Here is an 18,775-nt window from a genome sequence, read left to right as displayed (position 1 = left end):
GCGCGGCACGTGTCCTCATTCGTGCGAGGCCGGGCGCAGGCGCAGCAGAGCGGATGCCGCGGCGGTGCGTCCCGGCCGCGGCATCCGCTCTGCTCGTGCGCTAGCGCACCTGGGCGCTGATGACCTGCATGATCGAGGTGTCGGCGAGCGTGGTGGTGTCGCCGACCTCGCGCCCCTCGGCCAGGTCGCGGAGGAGGCGGCGCATGATCTTGCCCGAGCGCGTCTTCGGCAGCTCGTTCACGATGAACACCTGCCGCGGGCGGGCGATCGCGCCGATCTGCGAGGCGACGTGCTTGCGGAGCACCTCGCTGACGTCCTCGAGGGTCGAGGCCGCCTCGGCCTGGCTCTGCTTGAGGATGACGAACGCCACGACCGCCTGACCCGTCGTCTCGTCGGCCGCGCCGACCACGGCGGCCTCGGCCGTCCACGGGTGGGCGACGAGCGACGACTCGATCTCGGCGGTGGAGAGGCGGTGGCCCGAGACGTTCATGACGTCGTCGACCCGGCCGAGCAGCCAGAAGTCGCCGTCCTCGTCGCGGCGGGCGCCGTCGCCGGCGAAGTACTTGTCGCCGAACTTCTCCCAGTACGTCTCCTTGAACCGCTCCGGGTCGCCCCAGATGCCGCGCAGCATCGACGGCCACGGCTCGGTGATGACCAGCAGGCCGCCGCCCTCGCCGTGCACGGGCGTGCCGTCGTCGTCGAGGATCGCGACCTCGATGCCCGGGACCGGCACCTGCGCCGCGCCGGGCTTCAGGTCGGTGATGCCCGGCAGGGCAGAGATCATGATCGCGCCGGTCTCGGTCTGCCACCACGTGTCGACCACGGGGATCGAGCCGCCGCCGATGACGTGGCGGTACCAGATCCACGCCTCGGGGTTGATCGGCTCGCCCACCGAGCCGAGCAGGCGCAGCGTGCGGAGGTTGAACTCGTGCGGGATCTGCCGGCCGAGCTTCATGAACGAGCGGATGGCGGTCGGCGCCGTGTAGAGGATGGTGACGCCGTACTTCTCGACGATCTCCCACCAGCGGCCGGGGTGCGGCGTGTCGGGCGTGCCCTCGTAGATGACCTGCGTCGCGCCGTTGGCGAGCGGACCGTAGACGACGTACGAGTGGCCGGTGATCCAGCCGACATCGGCCGTGCACCAGTAGACGTCGCGCTCCGGGTGCAGGTCGAACACGTTCTTGTGCGTGAACGCGGCCTGGGTGAGGTAGCCGCCCGAGGTGTGCAGGATGCCCTTGGGCTTCCCGGTCGTGCCCGACGTGTAGAGGATGAACAGCGGGTGCTCGGCGCCGAACGCCTGCGCCTCGTGCTCGTTCGAGGCGGTCGCGACCGTCTCGTGCCACCACAGGTCGCGGTCGGCGTTCCAGTCGACCTCGTTCTCGCCGCGCTTGACGACGAGCACGTTGCGCACCGTGCCGCCCTCGGCCTTGCCGAGCGCCTCGTCGACCACCGGCTTGAGGGGGAACACCCGCCCCTTGCGGTAGCCGCCGTCGGCGGTGATGACGACGGATGCCTCGGCGTCGTCGATGCGCGAGGCGAGGCTGTCGGCGCTGAACCCGCCGAAGACGACCGAGTGGATGGCGCCGAGCCGGGCCACGGCCAGCATCGACACGACCGCCTCGGGGATCATCGGCAGGTAGATGGCCACACGGTCGCCCTCGCGTACGCCGAGGTCGGCCAGGGCGTTGGCGGCGCGCTTCACCTCGTCGGTGAGCTGGGCGTAGGTGATGATCCGGGAATCGCCGGGTTCGCCCTCCCAGTAGAAGGCGACCCGGTCGCCGAGGCCGGCCTCGACGTGACGGTCGAGGCAGTTGACGGCGACGTTCAGCTCGCCGTCGTCGAACCACTTCGCGAAGGGCGGGTTCGACCAGTCGAGCGTGCGGGTGAAGGGCTTCTCCCACTGGAGAAGCGTGCGGGCCTGGTCGGCCCAGAATCCGAGCCGGTCGGCGCGGGCGGATTCGTAGAGGCTCTCGTCGGCGACGGCCTGGGCGGCGAACTCGGGGCTCGGGCGGAAGCGCCGGATCTCCTCGAGCGCGTGATCGATCTGCGCGTTCATAGTGGTGCGATCGCTCCTTCGCGAATGGATCTTCAAGGTGGGTCGCCTGCCCCACACAGCACCATACCGCTCGCACGGCGGGTGTCGTGTCGCCGTGACGCCGTCTGACGGCGTACGCTATGACGGGTCGTGCGGGGCGCACGGCCATGCTCGGATCCGCGACGGCTGCGGAATCAGTGCAGTTCTCGGTGCTCCACGTTCGATTTCATGGGTTTCCAACGACGTCGGTGGAGGAACACGCAGAGATTTCTGTGTGTCCGCACAAATGAGGACAAAAAGTACTTGCGCATGAACCGCCAACCCATACACTGGGTACCGCCCGAACGTCGTTTCGTGGCCTGCGGCACTGCGATTCCCCCCAATCGTCGTGCTGCCGAGGCGGCACCTGTTCCCCCCAATGGGTGCCGCCCCCTTCGTTAACGGGTGTCTGCTGATGCCCCTGGTCGAGCCCTCCTCCACAACGACGTGGCGGAGGGCTCGATTCGTCTCCGGGGGTCTCGACGGTCGGCGGCCCTACCTCGCCGCCTAGCGTCGGCGGCATGCCAACACCGTTCGTCGCCGTCCCGTCGTGGGAGCTCGAGGCCGGCGCGGCCTCCCAGGTCGTGCAGCAGCCCGATCCCGTGCCCCCGCGCCCGGCGAGCAACGTCGTCGAACCGGAACCCGACGCGGCACCCGATGCCTCGGGGGCGTCGTCGGGCCCGGCCGCTGGCGGACGGCTCCGCCCCGCCGCGGGGGTCGCCGCGCACGAGCTCGACGCCCTCGGCCCGCTCGCCGAGTTCGCGACCGACGGGCCCGTCACGGACCTCTTCGTGAACGGCGAGGCCGGCCTGTGGGTCGACCGGGGCGGCGGTGCGGAACGCGATCCGCGCTGGACGGCCACCGAGGCCGAGGTCCGCGCGCTCGCCGTGCGGCTCATCGCGCGGGGTGGTCGTCACGTCGACGAGGCGACGCCGGCGGTCGACGTGCGCCTGGCCCGCGGCATCCGCGTGCACGCCGTGCTGCCGCCCCTGTCGTCGAGCGGCACGCTCCTGTCGATCCGGATCCCGCGGGTGGCCGGCTTCTCGCTCGCCGCACTGGCGAGGGCGGGCATGCTCGACGCGGAACGCGAGCAGGCGCTGCGTCGCGCCGTGCTCGAGCGGAAGAACCTGCTCGTCTCGGGAGCGGGTGGCACCGGCAAGACGACGCTCCTCGGTGCCCTCCTCGCCGAGGCCCCGCATCGTGAGCGGATCGTGCTCCTCGAGGACGTGGCCGAGCTTCGCCTCGACCATCCGCACGTCGTCGCGCTCGAGGCCAGGCAGCCGAACCTCGAAGGCAGCGGCCGCATCGCGCTCGACGTGCTCCTGCGCGAGGCGCTGCGCATGCGCCCCGATCGGCTCGTCGTGGGGGAGTGCCGCGGCCCCGAACTGCGCGAGCTGCTGGCGGCGCTGAACACGGGGCACGACGGCGGGGCCGGCACGCTCCACGCCAACTCGCTCGACGACGTGCCCTCACGACTCGAGGCGCTCGGGTCGACGGCGGGCATGACGCCCGAGGCGGTCGCCCGCCAGGCGGTGAGCGCGTTCGACCTCGTCGTGCACCTCGAGCGGGTCGACGGGCGTCGTCGCGTGGCGCAGGTGGGTCGGTTCGTTCTCGACGGCGGCCGGCTGGCGGTCGAACCGTGCTGAGGGCTGCCGCGCGTCTGGCGGAGTCGCTCACCCGGCGCAGCGATCCGGCCGCGGCCATCGATCGCATCGCCGCCGTCGCCGAACGTCTCGCCTCCCTGCTCGGCGCCGGCCTCGCGCCCGCGGCGGCGTGGGGCAACGTCCGCCTCGATGATCCGGAGACGACGGGACGCCGTCTCCGATGGGCCGATCGGACCGTGTCGGCCGGCGATCGTGCGGTGCTCGCCGCCGCGGCCGAGGCGGCGGCCGATGGGGCGGACGTGGCCGCGGCCGTCGAGCAGGCGATGCGCGACCAGCCGAGTGCCAGCCCGGCGTGGTCGGTCCTGGCCGCGGCCTGGGCGGTCGCCGAGGCGGCCGGATCTCCGCTCGCGCTGTGCCTCACAGTCCTCGCCGGGGCGCTCCGCGACGAGGCACAGCTGCGACGCGAGGCTCGGGCCGCCCTCGCGGGCCCGGCCGCGAGCAGCCGGCTCGTCGCCGCGCTCCCGCTCATCGCGCTCGGCTTCGGGGCCATGCTCGGCTTCGGCACGGCGGGCGTCCTGTTCGGCAACCCGGTCGGCATCGCGTGCCTCCTGGCGGGGTCGGCGCTGCTCTGGGCCGGCGCGCGATGGAACGCCGCGCTCATCGCGCGCGCCGCGGTCGCCCGTCCGGCACCGGGACTCGAGCTCGAACTCCTCGCCGTCGCGATGTCGAGCGGTGCCTCCCTCGACCGGGCGCAGCAGATCGTCGGCGCCGCCCTGCGCCGGCACCTCCCGGAGATCGACGGCACCCGCGCTGCCGCGCCCGTGCTCGCCCTCGCCGAACGCGCCGGAGCGCCCGTGGCCGACCTGCTTCGCGCCGAGGCGGCCCGGCTGCGCGGCACGGCGCGGGCCGAGGGCGCGATGCGTGCCGCAGCGCTCGGCGTGCGCCTCATGATCCCGCTCGGCTGCTGCGTCCTGCCGGCGTTCGTGCTCCTCGGCGTCGCGCCGCTCCTGATCTCCGTCGTCACAGGCACCCTCGGCGGTGCCGCGTGACGGCGCGTCGACTCGTGCCATCACGCCGCGACCGCGGCCAGAAGAGAGGAACCACATGCACCCCGACCCGACCCACGCCGACCGCGCGAACCGATCCGGCGGCGAGCCCTCGCCGCGTCCGACGATGCCCACGGGGCTGCGCCGGCTCGCACGCCGCCTCGCGGGCGAGCGTGGCGCCGCGACCGCCGAGTACGCCGTCGCGACGATGGCCGCCGTCGGATTCGCCGGCCTCCTCGTCGTCATCCTGCGGGGCGACGAGGTGCGCGGCATCCTCACCGATCTCGTGCGGAATGCGCTCTCGGTGGGCTGACGCGGAGCGCGGCAGCGTGACGGCGGAATTCGCCGTCGCGCTGCCCGCGATCGCACTGGTGCTCGCACTCGCCATGGCGTCGGTGCACGTCGCCGCGGTGCAGGTGCGGTTGACGGATGCCGCGGCCGATGCCGCTCGCGCACTCGGCCGTGGCGAGTCCGCGGGCGACGCCGCCGCGATCGCCGCGCGGAACGCCGCCGGTGCCCGCCTGTCCACGAGTGCGGACGACCGGTTCGTCTGCGCGACGCTCACGGGCAGCGCGGGCGGCCTGCTCGCCGCCCTCGAGCTCCGCGCATCGTCGTGCGCGCTTCGGGGTGGCCTGTGACCGCGGTGCGGCAACCGGGCGTCGCGCCCGGCCGGGCGAGGGTCCGGATGCCCGGGCCGCTCGGTTCCGAACGCGGCGCGGCGTCGGTGCTCGCGCTCGCCATCGTCGGCGCGGTCGTGGCGCTCGCCGCCGCGTCCATCGCCGTCCTCGGCGGATTCGTCGCCTCGCAGGTCGCGGCGAACGCCGCCGATGCGGCAGCGCTCGCCGCAGCCGATGCGCTGTCCGGCGTCGTGCCGGCCGATCCGTGCGGCATCGCGAGGACCGCCGCGGAGCGGAACGGCGCGCGGCTCGTCCACTGCAAACTGGCGGGGCCAGCGGCATCCGTCGCCGTCGCGGTCGCAGCCCCGTTCGCCGAGGTCACGGCGGAGGCTCGCGCCGGTCCTCCCGGGTGGGAGGGATGAGCGAGCACGGATGAACGGTTGTATACACGCCGTGTGGTCTTGCCGCGGCGGGTTGCGGACGCGTTGCCGCCACGACGGCCGTCGTGTATACATAAGGCGGCGAACGGGCGAGAGGGGGTCGGATGCGAGCCAGTGATCGGGCGTACCGGACCCTGCGGTCGGAGATCCTCGACGGAACCGTCCCGCCGGGAAGCCTGCTGCAGGAGGTCGAGCAGTCGACACGGCTCGGCGTCAGCCGGACGCCGGTGCGCGAGGCGCTGCGACAGCTCGCCGCCGACGGCCTCGTGGTGGCATCCGGTCGCGGGACCGTGGTCACTGCCGTGTCGCGGGAGGACATCGCCGCCCTCTACGAACTCCGTGAGGCGCTCGAATCGCGCGCGGCCGGCCTCGCGGCGAAGCGCGCCGAGGAGGCTCCGTTCCGGGCCATTCGGGACCGACTGCTCGACGCGCCGCGACTCCTGTCCGAGGGGGAGTCGGGACTGGCGGAGTACTTCGCGATCGTCGATGACCTCGATGCGGCGATCGAGCAGGCGGCCGCCAACCGCTTTCTCGGGGCGGCCCTGCGCAGCGTGCAGCTGCACTCGGCGCGCATCCGAAGGCTCTCGCGGCACAATCCCGACCGCCTCCTCGAGGCGGCCCGCGAGCACCTCCTCATCGTCGACGCGATCCTCGCGCGCGACGCCGAGCTCGCAGCCCACGCCACCCACGTCCACCTCCACCGCAGCCTCGCGAACGCGCTCGCCACGGCTCCGGAGGCCGAGGCGGACGCGAGTGATGTCGCCTGACCCGACCGCCCCCTCCCCATCCCCGACCAGAAAGGCCCACCGTGCAGCTCCATCACGTGCGTGTCCACCGCAGCGACGAGAACCTCGCCCGAGCGGACCAGCTCGCCTGGAAGATCGCCGAGGTGGCGGCCGATCCCGTCGAGGTGACCGACGACGTGGCCGAGATGGTCGTGAACCGGGTGATCGACAACGCCGCCGTCGCCGCGGCATCCCTCACGCGTCGCCCGGTCGTGGCGGCGCGCAGCCAGGCGCTCGCGCACCCCGTGTCGATCGGCGGCGATGGCGCCACCGTGTTCGGAATGGACCCCGCGCGTCGCACCAGCCCGGAGTGGGCCGCCTGGGCCAACGGCGTCGCCGTGCGCGAACTCGACTTCCACGACACCTTCCTCGCCGCCGACTACTCCCACCCGGGCGACAACATCCCGCCGATCGTCGCCGTCGCCCAGCACCTCGCGGCGTCCCGAGGGCTCACCGGACGCGACCTCGTTCGCGGGCTGGCAACGGGCTACGAGATCCAGGTGGACCTGGTGAAGGCCATCTCGCTGCACAAGCACAAGATCGACCACGTCGCCCACCTCGGTCCGGCGGCCGCGGCCGGCATCGGCACGCTGCTCGGGCTCGACGTCCCGACGATCTTCCAGGCGATCGGCCAGGCGCTCCACACGACGACCGCCACCCGCCAGTCGCGCAAGGGCGAGATCTCGAGCTGGAAGGCGCACGCGCCGGCCTTCGCCGGCAAGATGGCGGTCGAAGCGGTGGACCGGGCACTGCGCGGAGAGACCAGCCCCACGCCGATCTACGAGGGCGAGGACGGCGTCATCGCGTGGCTGCTCGACGGGCCCGACGCCGCCTACGAGGTGCCCCTCCCGGAGCGCGGCGAGGCGAAGCGCGCCATCCTCGACACCTACACCAAGGAGCACTCGGCGGAGTACCAGGCGCAGGCGTGGATCGATCTCGCACGGAAGCTGCACCACGCGCACCCCGACCTGGTCGCCGACCCGTCGCGCATCACGAGCGTCGTCATCCACACCTCGCACCACACGCACTACGTCATCGGCTCGGGTGCGAACGACCCGCAGAAGTACGACCCCACCGCCTCCCGCGAGACGCTCGACCACTCGATCCCGTACATCTTCACGGTTGCGCTGCAGGACGGCGCCTGGCACCACGCGGACTCCTACGCCCCCGACCGCGCCGGTCGCCCCGATACCGTCGAGCTGTGGCGCAAGGTCACCACGGTCGAGGACCCGGAGTGGACCCGGCGCTACCACTCGCTCGACACCGCCGAGAAGGCGTTCGGCGGTCGCGTCGTCATCACGCTCGACGACGGCGAGACGATCACCGACGAGATCGCGGTGGCCGACGCCCACCCGCTCGGCGCCCGGCCGTTCGAGCGCGAGCAGTACGTGCAGAAGTTCCGCACCCTCGCCGCCGACGTGCTCGAGCCGACCGAGATCGACCGCTTCCTCGACCTCGCCCAGCGACTGCCCGAACTCGGACCGGACGAGCTCGGCCGACTGACCATCGTCGCCGCGCCCGGCGTGCTCGCGCACGTCGAGAGCCCGCGCGGCCTCTTCTAGGAGGACCCATGCTGTACGCCCAGACCACGCCCGCCGACAAGCGCGCCGCCTTCCGCGAGCGCCTCGCCGGCGGCGAACTGCTCCGCTTCCCCGGCGCGTTCAACCCGCTCTCCGCCCGGCTCATCGAGCGGAAGGGCTTCGAGGGGGTCTACATCTCGGGAGCGGTCCTGTCGGCCGACCTCGGGCTGCCCGACATCGGGCTGACGACGCTGACCGAGGTCGCCGGCCGCGCGAAGCAGATCGCGCGGATGACGGAACTTCCGGCCATCGTCGACGCCGACACGGGCTTCGGCGAGCCGATGAACGTCGCCCGCACCGTCCAGGAGATGGAGGACGCGGGACTCGCCGGCCTCCACATCGAGGACCAGGTCAACCCCAAGCGCTGCGGCCACCTCGACGGCAAGCAGGTCGTCGACGAGCACACCGCGCTGCAGCGGATCCGCGCCGCCGTCGACGCGCGGCGCGACCCGAACTTCCTCATCATGGCGCGCACCGACATCCGCGCGGTCGACGGCCTCGACGCCGCCGTCGATCGCGCCAGGCGACTCGTCGACGCGGGCGCCGACGCCATCTTCCCCGAGGCGATGGCCTCGCTGGAGGAGTTCGCCGCCATCCGCGCGGCCGTCGACGTGCCGCTGCTGGCGAACATGACCGAGTTCGGCAAGAGCGACCTGTTCACCGTGCAGCAGCTCGCCGACGTCGGCATGAACCTTGTCATCTGGCCGGTCTCGATGCTGCGCATCGCGATGGGCGCAACGGGCCGTGCGCTCGACGAGTTGACGGATGCCGGTGCCCTCACCCGCCTGCTGCCGGAGATGCAGCACCGGGCCGACCTGTACGACCTCATCGACTACGAGGGCTACAACCGGTTCGACACGTCGATCTTCAACTTCACGGTCGCCCGCTGACGACCGGGAGCCGGGGCGGCTGGTGACGAGCGCGCCGCCCCGGCCCGCGGGATCAATCGAAGACGGTCTCGATGAAGCGGTACTCCACGGCCGTGGGGCGATCGTCGTCCGGAGCGTCGAACTCCAGACCCGCACCGCGGGAGTAGATGTACCGCTTGCCGCCGTCCCCGGGCAGTTCGAGCCGCGGCCGTGGATCGCCCGAGTCGAGGAAGCCGGTGGAGACCGTCTTCCCCTCGAGGGGCCCGTCGATCAGCTTCGCGGTGTAGGTGCCGGATGACGTGTCCATGCCGCCATTGTCCTCCTGTCCTGCACAGGCGCAAGGCCCTACGGCCCGTGCGTCGCGGCCCCGGCGGTGGGTGCGCTCACGGTCGGAATGTGTATGGTGTGGCTGTCGGCGGCATCCGCCGATCCAGTGCACACCGCTCGGGGGCGCGGCGACATTGTGCGTTTTCTCGTTCTCGAATTTCAAGCAAGAGGAGTCCGGTGGCAGGCACGAAGAAGCTCGTGATCGTGGAGTCGCCGACGAAGATGAAGTCGATCGCCCAATACCTGGGCGAGGGCTACGAGGTGCTGTCCTCCGTCGGTCACATCCGCGACCTCGTCGAGCCGAAGAACCTCCCGCCGGAGCTCAAGAAGGGCTCGCTCGGCAAGTTCTCGGTCGACGTCGAGAACGGCTTCGAGCCGTACTACGTCGTCTCGGACTCGAAGAAGAAGACGGTCGCCGAGCTCAAGCGCGCGCTCAAGGACGCCGACGAACTCCTGCTCGCCACTGATGAGGACCGCGAGGGCGAGGCCATCGCGTGGCACCTCCTGCAGGAGCTCAAGCCGAAGGTGCCCGTACGCCGCATGGTGTTCCACGAGATCACGAAGGACGCCATCCAGAAGGCCAAGGACCACACGCGCGAGCTCGACACGTCGCTCGTCGACGCGCAGGAGACCCGCCGCATCCTCGACCGGCTCTACGGCTACGAGGTCTCGCCCGTGCTGTGGCGGAAGGTCGGTCCCGGACTCTCCGCGGGTCGCGTGCAGTCCGCGGCCACCCGCCTCGTCGTCGACCGCGAGCGCGAGCGGCTCGCCTTCGTCGCCGCGGGTTACTGGGACCTCATCGGTCGGTTCACGAGCGACGACGCCGGATTCGAGGCGAAGCTCGTGCGCGTCGGCGGCGAGCGCGTGGCCACGGGCCGCGACTTCGACGACCTCGGCCGGCTCAAGGGCTCCGCGGTCGTGCTCGACGAGCCGACGGCGCACGCGCTCGCCGACGCGCTGCGTGACGACACGGTCGCGCGTCGCGTCGCCAAGGTCGAGTCGAAGCCCTATTCGCGCCGCCCGGCCGCGCCGTTCACGACCTCGACGCTGCAGCAGGAATCGGCGCGCAAGCTCCGGCTCTCGGCCCGCGACACCATGCGGGTGGCGCAGTCGCTGTACGAGAACGGGTACATCACCTATATGCGCACCGACTCGGTGTCGCTCTCGCAGCAGGCCGTCCAGGCGGCGCGAACCCAGGCGACCAAGCTCTACGGCGCCGACAGCATCCCCGACAAGCCCCGTGTCTACGCGGGTAAGTCGAAGAACGCGCAGGAGGCGCACGAGGCCATCCGCCCGTCGGGCGAGGTCTTCCGCACGCCGTCCGAGCTGCAGGGGGTCCTGCGCGGCAGCGAATTCAAGCTGTACGACCTGATCTGGAAGCGCACCGTCGCATCGCAGATGGCCGACGCCAAGGGGCAGACCGCGACGGTGACCATCGAGGTGGGGCCGACCCACGCGGATGCCGCGGCGCCGGCCGAGGCGACGACGCGCATCGGCGGCACGACCGCCGAGTTCACCGCGAGCGGCACGGTCATCACCTTCCGCGGGTTCCTCGCCGCGTACGAGGAGAGCCGCGACGAGGAGCGCAACGCCGACGAGACGCCCGGCGAGGCCAAGCTGCCCCCGCTGAGGGAGGGCCAGTCGGTGGGCCTCGCCGAGCTCGAGGCGAAGGGCCACGAGACCAGCCCGCCGCCCCGCTACACGGAGGCGAGCCTCGTGAAGCGGCTCGAGGAGCTCGGCATCGGCCGCCCGTCGACCTTCGCGTCGATCATCTCGACGATCCTCGACCGCGGGTACGTCACCCAGCGCGGCCAGGCCCTCGTGCCGAGCTGGGTCGCGTTCTCGGTCGTCCGCCTGCTGGAGGAGCACTTCGGCGATCTCGTCGAGTACGACTTCACCGCCGAGATGGAGGACGACCTCGACCGCATCGCGTCGGGCGAGGCCGACCGGGTCGACTGGCTGAACGAGTTCTACTTCGGCAGCGACCGGCACCGCGGGCTCCGCCAGGTCGTCGACAACCTCGGCGAGATCGACGCGCGCGAGATCAACTCCGTGGAGATCGCGCCCGGCGTGACGCTCCGCATCGGCAAGTACGGGCCCTACCTCGAGACCGTCGACGCCGACGCTGGCCCCGACGCGCCGCCGCGCCGCGTCAACCTCCCGGAGGACCTCGCGCCGGACGAGCTCACCGCCGAGAAGGCGCAGGAGCTCATCGACGCGCCGGTCCAGGGCGACCGCGTGCTCGGTGTGAACCCCGAGAACGGCAAGCAGGTCGTCGTCAAGGACGGCCGGTTCGGGCCGTACGTCACCGAGGTCGAGCCCGAGCCGGAGCAGGCCGAGGCATCCGTCGACCCGGCGACCGGGGAGGTCGTCGAGGCCAAGCCGAAGCGGGGGGCGAAGAAGGCGGCGGCGGTCAAGCCGCGCACGGCCTCGCTCTTCAAGAGCATGCAGGTCGAGGAGGTCGACCTCGCGACCGCGCTGAAGCTCCTCGACCTGCCCCGCGTGGTCGGTGCCGACCCCGAGTCCGGTGACGAGATCACCGCGCAGAACGGTCGCTACGGCCCCTACCTGAAGAAGGGATCCGAGACGCGCACCCTGCCGAGCGAGGACGCCATCTTCGAGATCGACCTGCCCGGAGCGCTCGAGCTGCTGGCACAGCCCAAGTACGGCGCGCGCCGTGCGTCGAGCGCCCTCAAGGAGTTCCCCGAGGACCCGGTGAGCGGCAAGCCGATCAAGGTGAAGGACGGCCGCTTCGGCCCGTACGTCACCGACGGCACCACGAACGCGACGATCCCGCGGGCGGAGTCCGTCGAGGACATCACCTTCGAACGTGCCGTCGAGCTGCTGCAGATCAAGCGAGACAAGGGTCCCGCCCCGTCGCGCGCCAAGAAGTCCACGGCGAAGCCCGCCGCGAAGCGCTCGACGACGTCGCGCGCCAAGAAGTCGACGTCGTGACCCGAGGGCTCTTCATCACGCTCGAGGGCGGTGACGGCTCGGGCAAGACGACGCAGGCCGAGCTGCTCGAGCGGTGGCTCGTCGAACAGGGCCGCACCACCCTGCGCACCCGCGAGCCCGGGGGCACCGACGTCGGCGTGGACGTGCGCGAGATCGTCCTGCACCACCGCGGCGACATCGCGCCCCGCGCCGAGGCGCTGCTCTACGCAGCCGACCGCGCGCATCACGTGGCGACCGTCGTACGGCCCGCGCTCGAGCGAGGCGAGGTCGTCATCCAGGACCGCTACGTGGATTCGTCGGTGGCGTACCAGGGCGCCGGCCGCGTGCTCGATCCCCGTGAGATCCGCGGCCTGTCCGACTGGGCGACCGAGGGCCTCATGCCCGACCTCACCCTGCTGCTCGACCTGACGCCCCGCGCGGCGCGCGAGCGCCTCGACACCGCCCGCACCCGGTACGACCGGCTCGAGGCGGAGGCGGCCGCCTTCCACGACCGGGTCCGGGCCGCCTACCTCGAGATCGCGGAAGCCGATCCCGCGCGGATCGCGGTCCTCGACGCCTCGCGGCCGGTCGAGGTGATCGCCGCCGACATCCGGAAGCTGGTCGAGGGGCTGGGGTGACCGGCGCGGCGTGGGTGGTCGAGGGTAGCGTTGGATCGTGAGCGTGTGGAGTGACCTGACCGGCCAGGATGCCGCCATCGAGCTGCTGCGCGCCGCCGCGGTCGCCGCCCGCGACTCCCGCAGCTCGGCCGACATGACGCACTCGTGGCTCATCACCGGCCCTCCCGGATCCGGTCGGTCCAACCTCGCCTACGCCTTCGCCGAGGCGCTCCTCTCCGGTGAGCCCGACGGCGACCGCGCGACCGGCATCCAGGTCGAGGCGCGCAGCCATCCCGACCTCCACGTCCTCGCGACCGAGGGCGTGATCATCAAGGTCGCCGACGTGCGCAAGATCGTCGAGCGCTCGCACTACGCGCCATCCGTCGGCCATCACCGGGTGATCGTCGTCGAGGACGCCGACCGGATGACCGAGCAGACCTCGAACGTGCTGCTGAAGGAACTCGAGGAGCCGCCGGAGCGCACCGTCTGGATCCTGTGCGCGCCGAGCGAGGCCGATCTCATCCCCACCATCCGCTCGCGCGTGCGGTCGGTTCGCCTGCAGGTGCCGAGCGTGGCGGATGTCGCCGACCTGCTCGTGCGCCGCGACGGCGTCGACCCCGCGCTCGCCGAGCGGGCGGCGCGCGAGGCGCAGAGCCACATCGGCATGGCGCACCGGCTCGCCACGAGCGCCGAGGCGCGCGACCGCCGCGCCGAGACCCTCCGCCTCGCGCTGCAGGTGCGCTCCACGCCGGGTGCCGTCATCACCGCGGCGCGACTGCTCGAGATCGCCGGCGACGACGCGAAGGCGATCGCCGAGCTCCGCGACGCCGAGGAGCGCGAGCACACGCTGCGGTCGCTCGGCGTCGCACCCGGCCAGGCGGTGCCGGCCGCGCTCCGGGCGCAACTGCGTGCGCTCGAGGAGGACCAGAAGCGCCGGGCGACGCGCACCCTCCGCGACGGCATCGACCGCATCCTCGTCGACCTCGCGTCGCTGTTCCGCGACATCCTCGTCACCCAGCTCGGCGCCGGCGTCGAGCTCGTCAACCTCGAGATCGCCGACGAGGTCGCCCGCGCCGCGGCATCCGCCACGCCGGCCCGGACCCTCGCCACGCTCGACGCCATCCAGGAGGCTCGCATCCGCATCGACGCCAACGTCCAGCCCGCGCTCGCCCTCGAGGCGATGCTCGTCTCGGCGATCCGACGCCCCGAACCGGCACGGGCGGCCCGCCCATGAGCCGCACGCGCGTGACGATCGCCGGACTGCTCGCGGCCGGCCTGCTCGCCCTGACCGGGTGCACCGTGCCCGGCTTCCTGCAGCCCGAGCCGGAGCGGTCCGAGCCGACCGGCGAGTCCGTCGATGCCGAGCTCGAGCCGTTCTACTCGCAGGTGCTCGAGTGGGAGCGCTGCGGCGAGTTCCAGTGCGCGACCGCCACCGCCCCGCTCGACTGGAGCGACCCCGGCGCCGGCGAGACCGAACTGGCCCTGGTCCGGCAGACCGCCCGCGGCGGCGACCCGATCGGCTCGCTGCTGGTCAACCCGGGCGGCCCGGGCGGATCGGGGTACGACTTCATCGCCGACTCGATCGACTTCGCCGTCGGCAAGCGGGTCCAGGAGCGCTACGACGTCGTCGGCTTCGACCCGCGCGGTGTCGGGCGGTCCACGGCCGTGACCTGCTTCGACGATGCGCAGATGGACGAGTTCCTCTACGGCATCCCCGTGTCGGAGCGCGGCACCGACGCGTGGATCGCCGAGGTCGGCGCCGCCTCGCAGGAGTTCGGCGCGGCGTGCGCCGAGGGCACCGGCGAACTGCTCGGCAACGTCGACACCGTGAGCGCCGCGCGCGACCTCGACCTGCTGCGGGCGGTGCTCGGCGACGACCAACTGCACTACCTCGGGTACTCCTACGGCACGTTCCTCGGCGCGACCTACGCCGGGCTCTACCCCGAGCGGGTCGGACGACTCGTGCTCGACGGCGCGATCGACCCGTCCGCCAGCAACCACGAGGTGACGCAGGCCCAGGCGATCGGCTTCGAGCAGGCCCTGCGCGCCTACCTCGCCGACTGCCTCTCCGGTTCGGAGTGCCCGTTCTCGGGCACCGTCGACGAGGCGGCCGACGAGGTCGCGCGGCTGCTCGCGTCCGTCGAGCGGAGCCCGCTCCGGGGCAGCGACGGCCGCTTCCTGGGCGCCGACTCCCTCGTCACGGCGATCATCTTCCCGCTCTACAGTGCGGAGTCGTGGTCGTACCTGAGCGACATGTTCGAGTCGGTCATGCTCGGCGAAGCCGACACGGCGCTGGCGTTCGCCGACCTGTACTACGGCCGCGACACCGACGGCACGTACCTCGACAACTCGACCGAGGCGTTCCGGGCCATCAACTGCCTCGACTACACCTACGACGCCGACCCCGCCGAGATGCGGGAGTCAGCCGCCGAGCTGGCCGAGGCGGCGCCGATCATCGGGCCCTACTTCGGGTTCGGCGACATCGGCTGCGCCGTCTGGCCCGTGCAGAGCCGGTCCGAGCGCGCGGCGATCACGGCCGAGGGCGCCGCCCCGATCCTCGTGGTCGGCACCACCGGCGACCCCGCCACGCCGTACGAGTGGGCCGTGGCGCTCGCCGACCAGCTCGACAGCGGCGTGCTCGTCAGCTACGACGGCGAGGGCCACACGGCGTACCGCAAGTCGAACGCGTGCATCGACACCACCGTGGAGGCCTACCTGCTCGACGGCCGGGTACCCGAAGCCGATCCGGAGTGCTGATCGGCTCGCCCATGAGGGAGCACGGCCGGTGGTCATGAGCACGCTCGAGATCCGCTAACATGGTCTCTCGTGCCGTCCGGTGCCGAGTGCAACGGAGGCCACGCCGCCTTAGCTCAGTCGGCAGAGCGATTCACTCGTAATGAATAGGTCGTGGGTTCGATTCCCACAGGCGGCTCCACCGCGAAGGCCCGGACGATGTCCGGGCCTTCGCCGCATCAGGGCCTTTCGTCTCCGGGCCGGTACCACGCGGACCCGGCCGCGATCACAGCCCGAGCTCGTCGTACACGGCAGCGCCCGTGTCGTGCGCCGGTCGCGCCGGCGGAGGCGAGGTGCGGCGGTCGATCCTCGCCAGCAGGTACCGCTCGGCCTCCTCGTTGTCGGGATCGGGGAGGTCGGTCTCGGTCGACTCCGCGAGCAGGGCGGCTCCCTCGCTCAGCGCGAACTTCGCCACGATCTTCTGTCCGTCGGTGCCGTAGGCGTTGAGCTGGACGGTGTCGGCGTCGCCATGGCGCGCGAGGACGGCGCAGTACTCGACGAGGAGGTCGGCGACCCGGTCGCCGACGAGCAGGCCCTTGTCCGCGAAGGTCACGTGCATCATGGGCCCAACCGTAGGCGTCACGCACCGGCCCGGGGAGGGGCTTGCGTCCGTCGGTCCGGTCCGGTCCGGTCCGGATGAGCGGTACTGCGGTGACGGGCGCCGCTAGGCTGGCGCGCATGACTGACGGACTGCGCTGGGGCATCCTCGCGCCGGGCGGCATCGCCCGCGCCTTCACCGACGACCTGCTCCGCAACGGCTTCGACGTGCGCGCGGCGGGCTCCCGGACCCTCGCGAACGCGGAGGCCTTCGCGGCCGAGCGCGGGATCCCGGCCGCCTACGGGAGCTACGAGGAGCTCGTGACCGACCCGGATGTCGACGTGATCTACATCGCCACGCCGCATCCGTGGCATGCGGCGACCGCGCTGCTGGCCATCGAGGCCGGCAAGCACGTGCTCATCGAGAAGCCCTTCACGCTCAACCAGGCCGAGGCCCGGGTCGTGGCGGATGCCGCCCGCGAGCGGGGCGTGCTCGCGCTCGAGGCGATGTGGACCCGCTACCTGCCGCACATGACGCGCATCCGCGAGATCGTCGCGGCCGGCACGCTCGGCGACGTGCGCACGCTGATCGCGGACCACACCCAGAAGCTGCCCGACGACCCGGCCCACCGGCTGAACGCGCTCGAGCTGGGCGGCGGCGCGCTCCTCGACCTCGGCATCTACCCGGTGTCGTTCGCATGGGACCTCTTCGGCGATCCGACCAGCATCCAATCGACCGCGGTCTTCCGCTCGACGGGCGCCGACGTGCAGATCGCGGTGCAGCTCGGGTACGAGGACGGCCGTATCGCCTCCACGTTCTCGGCGAGCGACGTGCGCGGACCGAATGCGGCCACGGTGCTCGGGACCGAGGCGCGCGTCGACATCGATCCGGTCTGGTACTCCGCGACGAGCTTCCGCGTGGTCGCGCACGACGGGCAGGTGCTGGAGGAGTTCCGGGCCGATGTGAACGGCCGCGGCATGCACTTCCAGGCGGCCGCGCTCGAGCGGCTCGTCGCCGAGGGGCGCCTCGACGGCGGCGACGTGCTGTCGACGGAGGAATCGGTCGCCATCATGGGCACGCTGGACCGCATCCGCGCGGAGATCGGGCTCCGCTACCCGAACGAGGACTGAGCCGGCGAGGCACCGGGCCAGGGGCCGTCCCGTGATCCGCACCGACGACGTCGTCGAGCTCACGCGAGCACTGGTGGCGATCGACGCCGTCAATCCGGCGCTCGTCGACGGCGGCGCGGGCGAGCGCGAGATCGCGGAGGCGATCGGTCACTGGCTGGGCGGCCGCGGCTTCGACGTCCGCCTGGTCGGCGCCGACCCCGCGCGCCCCAGCGTGCTGGCCCGGCGACGGGGTGCCGGCGGCGGGCGCACGCTGCTGCTGGCCGGCCACCTCGACACCGTGGGCGGTGCGGGTGACGGCGGTCGCCGAGCGGATGCCGCGCCCGACGGCGATCGCGTCGTGGGCCGCGGGGCGTACGACATGGCCGGCGGCCTGGCCGCGGCGATGGTCGCCGCCGCGGGCGCCGACGTCGCCGGTGACGTGGTGCTCGGCTTCGCGGCTGATGAGGAGTTCGGCTCCGCCGGCATGGAGGAGCTGCTCGCCGAGCTCGACGCGGCGCGCCCGGACGGCGCGGTCGTGCTCGAGCCCACCGACCTGGACGTGACGCTCGCCCATCGCGGGTTCGCCTGGTACCGCGTCGAGTACGAGGGGTCGGCGGCGCACGGGTCGCAGCCCGAGCTCGGCGTCGACGCGATCGACCGGGCGCTCGACGGGATGGTGGCCCTGCGCGGGTTCGGGGCCGAGCTCGCGGCCCGGCCGCGGCATCCGCTGCTCGGCACCGGCAGCGTGCGCGTGGCGACGATCGAGGGAGGGACGGATGCCGCGACGGTCGCGGACCGCTGCGTGCTCGTGGTGGAGCGGCGTACCCTGCCGGGCGAGCCCGATCCGGCAGCCGAACTCGCCAGCATGCTCGCCCCGTCGCGCCCAGCCCGGATCGTCCCGCTCGTCGCCAGACCCGCCATGGAGGCCGACCCCGGCGCGCCGATCGCGCGGGTCGTCCTCGATGCGGTCGAGCGCGCCACCGGGGCCCCGGCCGTCCGCCGTGGCGATCCGTGGTGGACCGACGCGGGCCTGATCGCCGAGCGGGGCGTCCCGGTCGTGCTGGTGGGCCCGGCCGGCGGCGGCGCGCACGCCGACGAGGAGTGGGTCGCGACCGATTCGCTTCGCACGCTCGTCGCCGTCCTGCGGACCGTCATCGACGGGTTCTGCGCACCGCGCTGATCCCGCGCCGGCCGTTCCGCGCGCGGGGGGCTCCCGGGCCCCGTCCGGACCGGGTCCGTACAATGCCGCGGGTGACCGATCAGACGGATGACGCGGCGCCGGCCGGGGAGCCGGCCGCAGCGCCGGCCGCGGACCCGGCCGCCGCGGACGCCGCACCACGCGGCATCCGTGCCCTGATCGCCCGCCACCGCACCATCGCCGTCGCCGCCGCGATCGTCGCCGCGGTGCTCGCGGGCGGGGGCGGAGGTGCCCGGTTCGTGCG

17 protein-coding genes, 1 tRNA gene and 1 pseudogene are annotated in these 18,775 nt (G+C 72.6%); 16 read left to right on the top strand and 3 right to left on the bottom strand.

Annotated features, from left to right (window positions below; translation table 11 throughout):
• Positions 1-100: 100 nt before the first annotated feature.
• Entirely contained in the window at positions 101-2,056 is a 1,956-nt protein-coding gene (gene acs / locus AVP42_RS10515) for an acetate--CoA ligase (RefSeq protein WP_067948792.1), read from the bottom strand.
• 539 nt (positions 2,057-2,595) lie between these two features.
• Here acs and AVP42_RS10510 point away from each other — a divergent pair.
• From AVP42_RS10510 to prpB, 8 genes are all read left to right on the top strand, one after another.
• A complete protein-coding gene (locus tag AVP42_RS10510; protein WP_082847168.1) occupies positions 2,596-3,720 on the top strand; it encodes a TadA family conjugal transfer-associated ATPase in 1,125 nt (374 codons plus the stop codon).
• On the top strand, positions 3,714-4,727 hold the full coding sequence (locus AVP42_RS10505; protein WP_067948791.1) for a type II secretion system F family protein: 1,014 nt from the start codon (positions 3,714-3,716) through the stop codon (positions 4,725-4,727). Before AVP42_RS10510 ends, AVP42_RS10505 begins: the two co-directional genes overlap by 7 nt.
• 55 nt (positions 4,728-4,782) lie before the next feature.
• Entirely contained in the window at positions 4,783-5,037 is a 255-nt protein-coding gene (locus AVP42_RS10500; protein ID WP_369798140.1) for a DUF4244 domain-containing protein, read from the top strand.
• Between the two features lie 16 nt (positions 5,038-5,053).
• Complete coding sequence (locus AVP42_RS10495; RefSeq protein ID WP_231878605.1) at positions 5,054-5,362, top strand: TadE family type IV pilus minor pilin; 309 nt, start codon at positions 5,054-5,056, stop codon at positions 5,360-5,362.
• Between the two features lie 47 nt (positions 5,363-5,409).
• On the top strand, positions 5,410-5,763 hold the full coding sequence (locus tag AVP42_RS10490; protein ID WP_067948787.1) for an Rv3654c family TadE-like protein: 354 nt from the start codon (positions 5,410-5,412) through the stop codon (positions 5,761-5,763).
• Positions 5,764-5,885: 122 nt separating this feature from the next.
• Positions 5,886-6,548: a GntR family transcriptional regulator gene (locus AVP42_RS10485; protein ID WP_067948785.1), complete on the top strand. Its 663-nt coding sequence runs from the start codon at positions 5,886-5,888 to the stop codon at positions 6,546-6,548.
• A 41-nt stretch (positions 6,549-6,589) separates the two neighbouring features.
• Positions 6,590-8,128, top strand: coding sequence for an MmgE/PrpD family protein (locus AVP42_RS10480; protein ID WP_067948783.1), 1,539 nt, complete (start codon positions 6,590-6,592; stop codon positions 8,126-8,128).
• 8 nt (positions 8,129-8,136) lie between these two features.
• Complete coding sequence (gene prpB, locus AVP42_RS10475) at positions 8,137-9,036, top strand: methylisocitrate lyase (RefSeq protein ID WP_067948782.1); 900 nt, start codon at positions 8,137-8,139, stop codon at positions 9,034-9,036.
• A 52-nt stretch (positions 9,037-9,088) separates the two neighbouring features.
• Here prpB and AVP42_RS10470 read toward each other — a convergent pair whose 3' ends face one another.
• Complete coding sequence (locus AVP42_RS10470) at positions 9,089-9,322, bottom strand: hypothetical protein (protein WP_067948780.1); 234 nt, start codon at positions 9,320-9,322, stop codon at positions 9,089-9,091.
• Positions 9,323-9,519: 197 nt separating this feature from the next.
• Here AVP42_RS10470 and topA point away from each other — a divergent pair, with 197 nt between their 5' ends.
• From topA to AVP42_RS10445, 5 genes are all read left to right on the top strand, one after another.
• A complete protein-coding gene (topA, locus tag AVP42_RS10465; protein WP_157356796.1) occupies positions 9,520-12,297 on the top strand; it encodes a type I DNA topoisomerase in 2,778 nt (925 codons plus the stop codon).
• Entirely contained in the window at positions 12,294-12,914 is a 621-nt protein-coding gene (gene tmk / locus AVP42_RS10460; protein ID WP_067948779.1) for a dTMP kinase, read from the top strand. The genes topA and tmk overlap by 4 nt, the downstream gene beginning before the upstream one ends.
• A gap of 37 nt (positions 12,915-12,951) precedes the next feature.
• Positions 12,952-14,127 (top strand): DNA polymerase III subunit delta', encoded by a 1,176-nt coding sequence (locus tag AVP42_RS10455; protein ID WP_067948777.1) that lies wholly within the window; start codon positions 12,952-12,954, stop codon positions 14,125-14,127.
• Positions 14,124-15,650, top strand: a complete 1,527-nt coding sequence (locus AVP42_RS10450) for an alpha/beta hydrolase (protein WP_067948775.1) — start codon at positions 14,124-14,126, stop codon at positions 15,648-15,650. Before AVP42_RS10455 ends, AVP42_RS10450 begins: the two co-directional genes overlap by 4 nt.
• A gap of 102 nt (positions 15,651-15,752) precedes the next feature.
• Positions 15,753-15,828, top strand: a tRNA-Thr gene (locus AVP42_RS10445).
• An 84-nt stretch (positions 15,829-15,912) separates the two neighbouring features.
• Here AVP42_RS10445 and AVP42_RS10440 read toward each other — a convergent pair.
• Complete coding sequence (locus AVP42_RS10440; protein ID WP_067948773.1) at positions 15,913-16,248, bottom strand: hypothetical protein; 336 nt, start codon at positions 16,246-16,248, stop codon at positions 15,913-15,915.
• 116 nt (positions 16,249-16,364) lie between these two features.
• Between AVP42_RS10440 and AVP42_RS10435 the strand changes: the two genes are divergently transcribed.
• The 3 genes and pseudogenes from AVP42_RS10435 to AVP42_RS10425 form a co-directional block, all read left to right on the top strand.
• Positions 16,365-17,354: a Gfo/Idh/MocA family protein gene (locus tag AVP42_RS10435; RefSeq protein WP_067948771.1), complete on the top strand. Its 990-nt coding sequence runs from the start codon at positions 16,365-16,367 to the stop codon at positions 17,352-17,354.
• Between the two features lie 31 nt (positions 17,355-17,385).
• Positions 17,386-18,513, top strand: a complete 1,128-nt coding sequence (locus AVP42_RS10430) for a M20/M25/M40 family metallo-hydrolase (RefSeq protein ID WP_067948769.1) — start codon at positions 17,386-17,388, stop codon at positions 18,511-18,513.
• 71 nt (positions 18,514-18,584) lie between these two features.
• Positions 18,585-18,775: pseudogene (locus tag AVP42_RS10425) on the top strand (hypothetical protein); the annotation flags it as partial.

The organism is Agromyces sp. NDB4Y10, assembly GCF_001620055.1.
GTDB lineage: Bacteria > Actinomycetota > Actinomycetes > Actinomycetales > Microbacteriaceae > Agromyces > Agromyces indicus.
This window is presented reverse-complemented; position numbering and strand designations above follow the sequence as displayed.